The organism is Moorena sp. SIO2C4 (genome assembly GCF_010672485.1).
In the GTDB taxonomy this organism is placed as follows: Bacteria; Cyanobacteriota; Cyanobacteriia; order Cyanobacteriales; family Coleofasciculaceae; genus Moorena; species Moorena producens.
Map to the genome: position 1 here is coordinate 1 of NZ_JAAHGN010000115.1, position 11,364 is coordinate 11,364.

The 11,364-nt window shown below is 41.1% G+C and carries 11 protein-coding genes; 6 read left to right on the forward strand and 5 right to left on the reverse strand.

The annotated features are described in order from the left end of the window. The first annotated feature begins 180 nt into the window (after window positions 1-180). From F6K20_RS08940 to F6K20_RS08955, 4 genes are all read left to right on the forward strand, one after another. Window positions 181-732 (forward strand): GTP-binding protein, encoded by a 552-nt coding sequence (locus F6K20_RS08940; protein WP_267872075.1) that lies wholly within the window; start codon window positions 181-183, stop codon window positions 730-732. A 648-nt stretch (window positions 733-1,380) separates the two neighbouring features. Beyond that, on the forward strand, window positions 1,381-1,935 hold the full coding sequence (locus F6K20_RS08945; RefSeq protein ID WP_009149022.1) for a protoglobin domain-containing protein: 555 nt from the start codon (window positions 1,381-1,383) through the stop codon (window positions 1,933-1,935). A gap of 261 nt (window positions 1,936-2,196) precedes the next feature. Further along, window positions 2,197-2,568 (forward strand): roadblock/LC7 domain-containing protein, encoded by a 372-nt coding sequence (locus tag F6K20_RS08950; RefSeq protein WP_009149020.1) that lies wholly within the window; start codon window positions 2,197-2,199, stop codon window positions 2,566-2,568. Between the two features lie 392 nt (window positions 2,569-2,960). Next, the gene (locus F6K20_RS08955; protein WP_009149018.1) at window positions 2,961-3,596 is read left to right on the forward strand and encodes a GTP-binding protein; all 636 of its coding nucleotides are present in this window, start codon (window positions 2,961-2,963) and stop codon (window positions 3,594-3,596) included. Window positions 3,597-3,906: 310 nt separating this feature from the next. Here F6K20_RS08955 and F6K20_RS08960 read toward each other — a convergent pair whose 3' ends face one another. Both F6K20_RS08960 and F6K20_RS08965 read right to left on the reverse strand, forming a co-directional pair. Further along, window positions 3,907-5,160, reverse strand: coding sequence for a hypothetical protein (locus tag F6K20_RS08960; protein WP_287265422.1), 1,254 nt, complete (start codon window positions 5,158-5,160; stop codon window positions 3,907-3,909). Between the two features lie 33 nt (window positions 5,161-5,193). Further along, window positions 5,194-6,252 (reverse strand): polysaccharide pyruvyl transferase family protein, encoded by a 1,059-nt coding sequence (locus F6K20_RS08965; protein WP_287265424.1) that lies wholly within the window; start codon window positions 6,250-6,252, stop codon window positions 5,194-5,196. Between the two features lie 534 nt (window positions 6,253-6,786). Here F6K20_RS08965 and F6K20_RS08970 point away from each other — a divergent pair. Further along, on the forward strand, window positions 6,787-7,290 hold the full coding sequence (locus tag F6K20_RS08970) for an HAD-IIIA family hydrolase (RefSeq protein WP_287265426.1): 504 nt from the start codon (window positions 6,787-6,789) through the stop codon (window positions 7,288-7,290). A gap of 73 nt (window positions 7,291-7,363) precedes the next feature. On the opposite strand, the gene F6K20_RS08975 is transcribed toward F6K20_RS08970, so the two are convergent. Both F6K20_RS08975 and F6K20_RS08980 read right to left on the reverse strand, forming a co-directional pair. Further along, the gene (locus tag F6K20_RS08975) at window positions 7,364-7,789 is read right to left on the reverse strand and encodes a PIN domain-containing protein (RefSeq protein WP_287265474.1); all 426 of its coding nucleotides are present in this window, start codon (window positions 7,787-7,789) and stop codon (window positions 7,364-7,366) included. Between the two features lie 56 nt (window positions 7,790-7,845). Continuing rightward, window positions 7,846-8,091 carry a UPF0175 family protein gene (locus F6K20_RS08980; protein ID WP_287265428.1) on the reverse strand — a complete coding sequence of 82 codons (246 nt, stop codon included), beginning with the start codon at window positions 8,089-8,091 and terminating at the stop codon, window positions 7,846-7,848. Between the two features lie 265 nt (window positions 8,092-8,356). On the opposite strand from F6K20_RS08980, the gene F6K20_RS08985 reads away from it, so the two are divergent. Next, entirely contained in the window at window positions 8,357-9,547 is a 1,191-nt protein-coding gene (locus F6K20_RS08985) for a succinylglutamate desuccinylase/aspartoacylase family protein (RefSeq protein WP_287265429.1), read from the forward strand. A gap of 271 nt (window positions 9,548-9,818) precedes the next feature. Here the strand turns inward: F6K20_RS08985 and F6K20_RS08990 are convergent. Next, a partial coding sequence (locus tag F6K20_RS08990; RefSeq protein WP_287294468.1) for a helicase C-terminal domain-containing protein occupies window positions 9,819-11,364 on the reverse strand: 1,546 nt, incomplete at its 5' end.

An 11,364-nucleotide genomic window follows, 5' to 3' on the forward strand; every position in this document is an offset into this window, starting at 1 on the left:
TGTGCGCTTGACCTTGGCGAATTAAATTCGCCACTGGTCGCACCTCTGCATCGCTTACAAAGGGTGTGAGACTTTTGTCATGTCCTAACTGCCCTGGCGACTGCTATAACTCAAATTACAGGACTTACGCCGCCAAATTTCCCTTTCTAATTTGCTAAGACAGAAATCTACTCAGTATTAATTAGCCTTGGTGGAGTAAATCCCATGAAAAGTATCCGTGTGGTAGTAACCGGAACTGTAGGAGCTGGCAAATCTACTTTTGTGAGGACAGCAAGTAATTTTGAAGCTGTGGAAATAGAAGGTAAAGCCACCGACGAAATACTTCTGCTAAAGAAAAAAACTACCGTTGCCTTTGACTTTGGTAGCCTTACCTTTGGTAACAATCTAAATGTTCATATCTACGGTACTCCTGGTCAATCTCGCTTTGACTTCATGTGGGATATTTTGATTCGTGAAGCTCACGCCTACATTGTACTGGTCCCGGTTCATCGACCCAGCAGTTTGAACCACTCTCGTGAGCTTCTCCTGTTTATGAAGGAGCGAGTAAATGTTCCGATGATTATTGGTTTAACCCATATGGATTGTCCAGGGGCAATGGCTTCAGAGGAAATTATCAGAACTCTCGGTTATAGCAACCCTCACAATCAACCCCCAACTGTAATACTTAATCCAAATCAGCGAACCTCAGTGCTTGAGGCTTTGGTGCTTTTGATGGATCTCCTAGATTCCTAGACCAGCCAGTAGCTAGTACAGTTCAGCTCAAATAACTGTCAAATAAGTGACCAACCCCTGTCAGGTCGAAACCCATAAAAGAAAGGACGTTTGTCAGGGCTAAGCATTCGCACATAAATTCTTGGTTTGCTCCCAAATTTGCTAGCCGAATACTTCGCCCCAAGGATTATCGTTTCTAAGAATTGCCATGTTCTGTAATTTATGTTTATAAAACTACATAAATCATTAATTAGCGTCACTAAAAAAAGTGATCCGGATTGAACGGATCACTTTCTGAAAAGGTTAGTAAGTAAACGTTATAGAGTTTACCTATAAATGTAGTATCAACTACTAAACATCCAAGAGTTTAGGTTATAGGTACATTCAACGATAGATGAAGTGAATAGTTTAAAATTCTGGTAAACCCAAACTATAAACTTCACTAAAACTATACAAAAAAAACTGGTAAATCTTTTATTTTATAAATTTAAAAAGCTAAAATGCAACTAAAATACTGGATTATATTTTAGTCCAAAATTATCTATTCAGATAATAATATTTAAAAACAAAGGTTGCTATAGTGTTGGAATAATCTAAAATTAAATCGGGGTGCTTTGCTAAACATTCAAGTAATCAATTAGAGTTAGCTTAACCTGTATCGGAGTAATTATGAGCTTAGATCCCCAGGAATTTATGACCAAGATGGAAAAGCGTGTCAATTTGACCAGTGAAGACAAAGCGCTTCTGAAATCACACGCAGATTGGGGAAAAGAAATTGCTTCTGAAATGGCAGATCATTTCTATACTTACTTAGGTAATGATGAAGAAATGGATGCCATTATGAAAGAGAAGGAAGGTCGTATGGAGCGCCTACGGGTAACCTTTGTGCAATGGTTTTACGAAATGTTCACTGGTATGGATGACTGGGGAAAAGCCTATGCTGAACGTCGTTGGCGTATAGGTTTGGTACATGTGAAAATTGGTATCGCTCCTCAACATGTCGTCCCAGCCATGGCAATTGTAGTGCAGGCATTTACTAACCGGATAAAAACTGATAGTAAAGATGAAGCCTTGCGGGATGCCCTCAGTCGGATCTGCATGATTGATTTAGCCTTCATTGAGCAAGCCTATGTAGAAGTGAGTTCGGCAGCGGTTCTCAAAGAAACTGGCTGGACAGAGGGTCTATTTAGACGTCTGATTAGTACTGGCGCTAGCTCTATGTAACTATAGCAATCCTAAATCATTTGTGAACAATAAATCTCAAGAAAATAGTTCTGACTCGGAGAGTTATGAGTCCTGAGTAAGACCTGTAACTGTTCACGTTTCCGATAGGATTGCTAGATTACGTGTCGTTTTTGTTGGAAACTAAATCAATAGTCTATAAGTTCTGGAAAATTGGCACTACTCCTACTTAAATATCAGCTATCAGTTTCGAGGAACACAAACTAACCGAATTACACATTCTGCAATTGGAGTAAGGGAACAATGGCGATTAATTCTCAAAAATTGGGGTATATCCTCCATAATTTTGTTACATCCACTGCTGATATTCAGGGAGCAGCTGTAGTCACGACCGATGGTTTACCGTTAGCATCTAGTCTGCCTGGAGAAATGGATGAAGAACGGGTTTCAGCCATGTCTGCAGCTATGCTTTCCTTGGGTGAGCGAATTGGCTCAGAACTGGCTAGAGGTGACATTGACCGGATCTATGTTGAGGGGAAAGAGGGATTTAGCGTTTTGACCAGTTGTGGTGAAGAAGCGGTATTTCTGGTTCTAGCTAGTAAAGCAGCTAAGCAGGGAGTATTGATGTTAGAAATTAAACGAACTCTTGCTGAATTAAAACCAATGTTGCTATAGTAATTTTCTGGGTATTACTATACTAATAGTATAGTTGATAAAAGGGATAAACTATAGTAATTGATAGTCATTGGTAATGGGTGATAGATAATGGGTAATGGCTAATTTAAAGACTAGGATTAATTACCCATTACCCATTATTAAATGGTAAATTTTTTTAAAAATTGTTGTTCGCGTAGCGTGGCCTACGGCCAAGGCATTCTGGATTATTGGTATAACGTCAGTGGGTGTGTGAAATTCAATGTAAGGTATTTTTTGTTCAAGGTTGACCACTAACAGTCAACCATCAACCGTCAACCATCAACCATCAATCGTCAACAAATTACCTTGATTCACCCCAACCTACTGGCACAGTTGATAACCTGTAGTATTTGCTAGGGAAGCATAATCCAATGGACAGTATACGGATTGTAGTAACGGGAACAATAGGGGCTGGCAAATCTACTTTTGTCAGAACATTCAGCGAAGGTGCGGTTATTGAAACAGAACGAACGGCTACGGATGCCACATCATTGTTTAAGAAAAAAACGACCGTTGCCTTAGACTTTGGTTTGCGTCCCTTAAATCGAAACTTGGATTTGCACCTGTATGGAACTCCTGGTCAAGCTCGCTTTGATTTTATGTGGGATATTTTGATTCGCCGAGCTCACGCCTATATTTTATTAATGGCAGCTAATCGAAGCAGTGATTTTGCTAGTGCTCGTCAGATTTTATCGTTTATGCAGGAGCGGGTCACTATTCCAATGATTATTGGTCTGACTCATACTGATGTTTCAGGGGCATGGACTCCAGAGGAAATTATGATGCGCATGGCATACATCGGCGATCCTAATCAACCCCCAATTGTGGCTGTTAATCCCAATAATAAGACCTCAGTATTTGAAACTGTAATGATTTTGATGGCTCAGATGCTTTGCCAAGGGAGTGTTATTGAAAGTGCTAGGAAAGAAAAGGTAAGTCAGGCAGCTCCGCTACCTGTTAAGAACCAATATCATTGGCCGAAGCCCCAGTTTTTATCAGGGGGTTAGTTAGCGAGTAAGCATTCAGCTATCAGCTATCAGCTATCAGCTATCAGCTATCAGCTAATGCGCTACAGATGGTGCTACTTGAGGTGCTAAAGGCCTTTGGCCACGCTACGCGAACAGCTAATTCGCTACGCGCACGCTACGGGAATGGCTGACGGCTGACGGCTGACGGCTGACGGCTGACTACTGAGTGCTGACGGCTGACTACTGAGTGCTGACGGCTGACTACTGAGTACTGATAGCTGAATGCTGATCAGTTCTACCAGACTTTTCCAAGTTTTTCGCTTAAGCTCGCTCTTAACCAGGGTGTCATTCAGCCCTGGTTTGCGCTATATAGACTTAGGCTATTTAGAATGTCTTTGATTGGTTGTTTGACCAAATCAAATGGCTTCTTAATAAAATAAACATGAAGTATTGAAGCTACTACTCCAGCAATAGTTTTGCCTTGGCAAAATAGATAGGCCTTACCATTTTCTATTTTGCTATCAAGAGCGTTTACTATTTTTGCTTCGGCATTAACGTCTTTCGCTAGCTTCAAAATTGCTACAGCATGACTTAGATCATGAGTATCTTGAATTTGCAATATTCTGTTCCAATTACTGGGTAATTTATCTGGAAAAGTTATAGCTTTGTCTAAATTACCAGAAATCAGTAAAGGCAGCATAGTTCTCACGCATTTAGGGCAGGTTCCACAGTTGGTTTCACCACCTTCATTATTAGTACATACCCTCAAATATTTCATAGCGAAAGGGTCTTTGGCTAAAAAATTAGCAATTTTTTCAACCCTTTGGGTCTCTGAACCGTCATGAACTATATTAGTTTTTTCCGTTGACCATAGGTGGTCGAGTAATGGGCTAGTTCCCCAAGGAAAAACATCTTTATAAGAATCTGTTGAAGGAATTAAAACAGATTCTAAACCTGCTGAAAGAGAAAGGGAGACTGAAGCTAAGCCAGCCCCATGATAATAAGGTCCCCATTGTAAGTTAAAATGATTGCGGATATTTGTTTCACCGACAATACAATCTATACTGGCTGCATGGGCAACTTCCATAATCCTTGAAATTACCTTTTTTTCTTGACCATGTTTATAAATGCGTAAAGGTCGCTCAATGCCTTTCATGTAAATTAAATGAGAAAGGGGAAGTCCAAGGTCGCTACGGGTCTTCGTATGTTTAATAAAGGTATAAAACGAATCCACGCCCAAGGAGAAAAATGCTCCAACTTTGCTAAGGGATTTTTGATCATCGTTTGTTGGGGATTCTGCGGTAACTAAAACTTTTTTCAGCTGGGATGGATACCACTGATGAAAGATATCTTGTATGGTAGGTAAATTGCGAAAAAGTTTGGCAGAAATCAGCGGTTTTATCTCCAGATTTTCACCTTTCTCCATTGCCGGTAAAAGTAAGGCAGGAACAAAAGCATCGGCGCTTTCACTGACAAAATCAGCGAATCGTTGAGGATACTCAAAATAAATCTCTATTTCTTGGTCAAGGCTATCAACCTGCACGAGACCAACAAGTCTCACTGTGTCATTAGCAATGATTTTTTCAACATGCAGTAGTTTCATAAGATTTATTAGTGTAGTTGAATAAAGGAAAAATTATCTATTGGCAAAAACTTTCTCAAGACATTCTTTCGCCGTTTTTGATTCTTGGCAGATAAACTCTTCTGGTCGTTTGTAATTTTTTAAAACTGTTTCTATCCGCTCTAGAGACAAGGGTTCCATAAAATTTACCACTCTTGCTGTCGGTAGCATTTCTGACTTATCAATGTAATGCTTAATTTTTGATTCGGAATTAACAATTCCAATATTGGCAATCCCAAGGAGATCGGCTAGTATAATTGAGTGCAGGCGATTACCTATGTGAAAATCCATGTGCCTCAGGATTGCTAGAAACTCTTCCGGATTTTTCCATGAGTTGATTTGGCAATTAGAAGCAGGTAAATATTTCTTCAGTCGTTCGTGGAAGCGATTATCATTTCTTTCATTTCCTAAATGTCCTGGTAGCAAATGAATCATACAATTATACTTCTCAATGAGTGGCATTAACTGTTTGGCATAAAACTCAGCCCTGCCTTCACCCCACCAAAATTTTCCAGAGAAGGATATGTTGGAAATATCACTAGCTTGCTGGGCTGGTTTGACAAACTTTTCATAAATAGTCAAATCTAAGAAAGCCAAATCACCTCCTAAGTCAGGTGATTTAGCAAGTTGAAGCTGTTGCAATGCCATTTCATAGGAATGGTTATCTCTAAGGTATAGCAGATCGGCTTTTTCAAAGATATCAGCTATCTTTTTTTTCTTCTCAGATTTCACGCTTTCTAATCCAACACCGAGGAAGCAGAAACGCTTACCCATTAATTTTGACAAGGCTTGCATCCTTGATAAATTCCTTGGCCTGTCTTGTAGGTTTAAGGTTCCCCCACCCCAGGCTATGCAGTCACTTTTAAAGAGTAATAAAGTTCTTTTTAGTTTTGATAGTTGTGCATTCCTAAAGAACACAACTTTGTGACTCAAACCTTGGTAATAATTAGTTTGGCAACAGATAAATATTTTTTTGACATTTTTTTTTCTAGCAAAATAATCAGTTAACTGCTTCACAAATAAATCGTCGCCAATATTACCATAGCCGTAATAACCAATCAGGAAAATATTCACACTCTGTCCTTAAGATTCTCTCAATTTTATAGTCATTAATTAACAAGCAAAATGGCCTAAAAAACAAGTGAATTCAGCCAATTAGTTAGACAATAAGGGAGCATCTTAATCAGCGAGTACCATCAAGGTAAACATCCAAGCCAAATGTCGTAAGCATGGACGTAAGTACTCAGGATTTAATGAACTAGTTGAATTGGATGGCTGAATTTTATTTTAAAAGCAATTATAGATATAACTTCAGTAAAATTTTCACAATTCCGCAAAACTTGATGAAAACATTAACTAAACCAGTAACTAGATGAAGCTTTGATGAAAAAGACTTGAATAAAATGCCATTAACACCAAGTTAGAACCAACTGCTTGCTTGGCCTGGGAGTGGATCGACCTTGATGACACTAAACAGCTCATGGATTCGGTGAGCAAGGATGAATCCATGGCTACTGACGATCTAGCGTCTTATGATCTTAATAAGTTACATTTCCATCATCGGCTAATAACTCTATTCCGTTATTAGTGTACCACCCAGCAAGCTTCATGAATTCAAAACTTGAGCTATTTGTAGATTGCGACTGGACCATTCGCCAGCCTAGTGGTCAAGGTAGATTTATTGACTACCCTGACCAGCAAAAAGTTATTGAAGGAGCTGATAAAGCTCTGCAATGTTTTAAAAATAAGGGTTATATCATTCTTGGGGTGACCAATCAGGCTGGAGTTGCAGCCCGACATAAAACCCTGAAGAATTGTATTAAAGAGCAACAGAAAACTATTAAGTTACTTCCCCAGCTCAAAGGAATTATTTTTTGTCCTGACTATGGGGCAACCTGTTATTATTGCGAGCGACACTACTGTTCTGAAGTAACCAGTAAAGCATACGCTGGAGAATACCGAAAACCAAAGCCGGGAATGATTTTGCAGTTTAAAACGAACGGCTCTTCAGCTTTGATGGTTGGCGATCGCAACGAAGATGCTGAGGCAGCCGTTGCAGCTGGAATTCCGTTTATGTGGACTTCGGATTGGCTAGCCAAATATGGAAGCTGACAAAACTCTGTTCAGGAACTCAGCATAGGGAAAGCTTCCGCTAAAAGCGATCGCATCTGTTTCGAGTTGTCAGTTACTCTCCTGCCACTTCTAGAATATCCGTGTAGAGGCGAGGGCTGATTCGGAAACCAGCGATCACGATCAGATCGTCAATAATGGGCTTAACATCGGTGATAAAATTACTATTTTTTGCTTCCAAAAGAACGCCGATAATGCCAATATACTTGAGGCCCATACTGGCTGCTATTTTTCTCCCTCTACGTTCATCTATTATTAGGCGATCTGCATGTAATTCTATCGCTAGCGCAATCGCTTCGGCTTCACCAGGATCCACTTTTTGCCGCAGTGCCTGTACCAAAGCTTGGTTTCTTACCTGCCGCGTTTCTATCCACCCGGATGTCTGGACTTCTGTAGCTCCCGGCACTGCTGGGCCTGCACCAGTCAATTCAAGGGTTACAGCTTGGGGGATTACTATGTGCCGGTACAGTTGTTGCAGAATTTATAACTGTCTTACACCAGCCAGACTGGTAATGGGAGAGGTATTGCTGACAATCTTCACAGGCTCTTTAATTCTTCGAGAGTCTGCAGGTCTTCTCGAAAATCCTCTACATCATAATGCCGACAAATATTGCGACTGGCAAGGAGTTGTTGAAAATTAATTTGATTCATGCCAGCAAGACGACTAGCATTGCCGAGGGTAAGTTTTTCCTTTTGATACAGCATCACGGCTATCTCCAGCTCTAGCTCGGCTTCTGTCATGCCTGTGGATTGGAAGATATCGTTGGGAATCGTAACGCTCATCGTGCCTCCTCCTAACTTTTGCCTCAATGGTAACACCTACCGATTGACTAGATGGATACCAGGGTATGGTACAAAATCTTTAACCCCATTAAAACCATAGGGGTTAAGCTCAACTATACCGTTGATCATACGTATTGATCATACTTATGAGGTAAAGTCAATTTTATTCCCCCTATTCCCTATTCCCTACTCCCTACTCCCTACTCCCTACTCCCTACTCCCTAAAAACTAGGACGTTTTACCTAACCCAATTTAAAACTGCTAGATGAATCCAACTATTTCTACTATTCCAATTCAGCAACTAACCTCAGGCGATCGCATTTCGCTCCAAGTCTATAAATTCGTTGGCTCCCAACCAGGAAAGAAGGCATATTTACAAGGCAATCTCCATGGTTGTGAAATTGTTGGTAATGCGGTCATTCACCAGTTGATTGACTTTTTGAGCACTCTGGATGACACTCAGCTGACTGGGGAAATCTGGCTGGTTCCTGTTTGTAATCCAGCTAGCACTAATCAGCGTAGTCATTTCTTTGCCACAGGAGGATTCAATCCTTACGATGGTCAAGACTGGAATCGGATCTTTTGGGACTATGAAAAAGAGTGTGATGATTTAGAGGATTTCGCCCAATCTCAACTTAATTTGAACCCTGATGAAATCAGAAATAACTATTTAGCACGGATCCAGTCTAGCTTGAAACAACACTTAGAAGACTGCTACTCTCCGAGGGGATTACCGTTTCGTCACATTTATCGCTATCAACTGCAATCTTTATGTGTAGATGCTAACTATGTGATTGATATCCATAGTTCTACTAATCAAGGACTTGATTTCTTGTATGGCTTCTACTCTCGGGAAAAAAGCGCCAAAGACTTTCTTCTCGATTATGGAATTGTGATGCATGAGGATGAGTATGATGGGGATGCTTTCGATGAAGCATTTATTAAGCCTTGGCAAGGGTTAGAGAAAGCCTTGGCTAAGTTAGGCAGAACCCTTCAGTTTGATATTGAATCATGGACCCTAGAATTGGGTTCTGGGATGCAAATGAATCCAGAGTCGGTGAAAAGGGGAGTATACGGTATCAAAAACTATTTGTCGAAAAAAGGAATGTTACAGTTGCCGGATTTTCCGATAACTGATCCAGACTCCTACCAAATGAAATTAGCATCTAAAGATAACATCGAGAGATACTATGCTCCGGCTGGAGGAATGATTCAATCGAGAGTTGAGTTAGGGAGTGTTGTCAAAGTAGGAGATAGACTTTATCAGCTACTGAGCTTTAATAAAGAAGGAAATCTACCGAATGTAATTGATATCAAGGCTGAGACAGATGGTTTAGTGTTTGATGTTTCAACAAATTATAGTGCAAATCAAGGGGAATATGTGCTATCAATACGGCAATTTGATAGTAAGCATTCAGCCGTCAGCCGTCAGCCATCAGGCTTGGCCTATGGCTGAGAGCTGATAGCTGAGAGCTGATAGCTGAATGTTGACATTTGATAATTCTGTAGGGGTGGGAAACAGTTAATTCAAACTTGGATTGTAATTAGGACTTGGGTTACTCAACATTTTGGCTTTAATTTTACTAACCTAAACTGTTGTGAATTTAAACTGTATAAGCCCGTGAAATCAACTAAAAAATATATATTCCAGTCCCCTTTATCATGCAGGCCTTTTGCCTTTTGCCTTGCTAAAACGCATTTTAAATTCGTTTTAGCTTACTGACTTTCTAAAGCCAAGTATCTTGTCCTTCTGGGGAATCTGAATTAAACCAACTAGCATCTAAATAATTAATTCGAGCAAAAGGACTCAAGGCTGATAACACATGGCGTCCATAACTGCGGCGGTTTACACGATTATCCAAGATGGCAACACAGCCTTGAGTAGCTCTAACTGGTGCCACTGCTCGTTGTAATTCTCTCAATGCTGTTGGTAACAAATACAAACGAAACCAATCCTGACGTTGCTGCTTGTAGTAAGCGACTCGACCAGCAACTAATGGATTTTCCAAAGAGGGAATTGGTAAGGTAGCAATCATCAACAGTTGGGGAGAAGGGATTTGAGCTTGATACCTATGCCAAAATTCCCAGCCACAAATCAAAATACTTCTGTGACTGAGACTGGTGGTTTCTACCTGCACTCGGGAACCACATTCTGCTGCTAAGACTGCCCCTAGCTGGGCTTTGAGGGGGACATCTCCGACTAAAATAACTACTGGTCTGGTGATGTCAGTACTTAGGTTTAGTAGGGTGCGAATTTCTTGAGTCAGAGCGTTTTGAAATCGCTCTGTATTGGGCATGGGTAGACGATCGGGCAAATACAGTTGAATCTGTCGGTGAGGGGAAAACTTCAAACAGGTTAACTCGCCTAATCCGATCTGCTGACGGTACACAGAGGCAGTTTTCTCTAAATCTAGAGCCCCACCGATTAGCACTACTGGCTGTCTCGACCAAATGGGATTTAAGGCTGTAGCCACTTCTACTGGTGCGCTATATAAGGAAAACTGACCTTGCGATCGCGCAACGGTTGCCCACATTAGCTGACCTGACTGCTGCCAGAAGTGGCAAAACTTTTCCCAGGGTTTTAGCCGATACAGAGATTGTGCTTCAGTGCTGAGGGAACTTAGTCGATCAAATAGCTGTTCCAAGCCATCTTGCTGATCTGCTTCAATCAGGTAGCACTCATAGGGGTTAGCAGGGCGCTGAAATAAGGCTTTGGTTAGCTTTACCCGCACATCCCGAATCAAATCAGCCTGTTGTGGATGGGCTTGCATCAGTGCGTCCCAGTCTTGGGGCTGGATGCAGCCTTTAAGTTGGTTACTGGTCCAAGATTCTAGGTCATCCACACCATCAATCACAGTAGGGATGTGATTAGGAAACCAGCCCTTGTGCTTCAAGCGGTCTGTTAGCCACGATTCTGGTGAAGTAATCAACAGTCCTTGGAAGGGTTGATCGGGAAACCTATCACTGGTATGAATTACCTTATCGCTACCAAACCACTGTTGTAAAAGGGGAATTTCCTTTTGCAGCAACCATTCTTGTATCCATAAGGGTGCTACTACGATCACAGGTCCAGACCAAACCAGGGCTGGTGCCAGGTAACTCAGGCGATAGGAAGACTGTAGAGAGGTTTCCTGCAAGGGTTCTAAACCGGTCTGAATCAAAGCAGAACGCCCTAACCGCAAGGCTCGTGCCACTAGCCTCGCCATAGTCAATTGGTGAGGCCAATTGGGTTGACCCTGCGATCGCAAAAAATACCGTAACAAGGAATGAACA

What these genes read in the sequence shown, in the direction of transcription:
- F6K20_RS08945 (WP_009149022.1), top strand. Translation starts at nt 1,381, where the DNA reads ATGAGCTTAGATCCCCAGGAATTTATGACCAAGATGGAAAAGCGTGTC.
- F6K20_RS08970 (WP_287265426.1), top strand. Translation starts at nt 6,787, where the DNA reads ATGAATTCAAAACTTGAGCTATTTGTAGATTGCGACTGGACCATTCGC.
- F6K20_RS08985 (WP_287265429.1), top strand. Translation starts at nt 8,357, where the DNA reads ATGAATCCAACTATTTCTACTATTCCAATTCAGCAACTAACCTCAGGC.
- F6K20_RS08980 (WP_287265428.1), bottom strand. Translation starts at nt 8,091, where the DNA reads ATGAGCGTTACGATTCCCAACGATATCTTCCAATCCACAGGCATGACA.
- F6K20_RS08955 (WP_009149018.1), top strand. Translation starts at nt 2,961, where the DNA reads ATGGACAGTATACGGATTGTAGTAACGGGAACAATAGGGGCTGGCAAA.
- F6K20_RS08950 (WP_009149020.1), top strand. Translation starts at nt 2,197, where the DNA reads ATGGCGATTAATTCTCAAAAATTGGGGTATATCCTCCATAATTTTGTT.
- F6K20_RS08960 (WP_287265422.1), bottom strand. Translation starts at nt 5,160, where the DNA reads ATGAAACTACTGCATGTTGAAAAAATCATTGCTAATGACACAGTGAGA.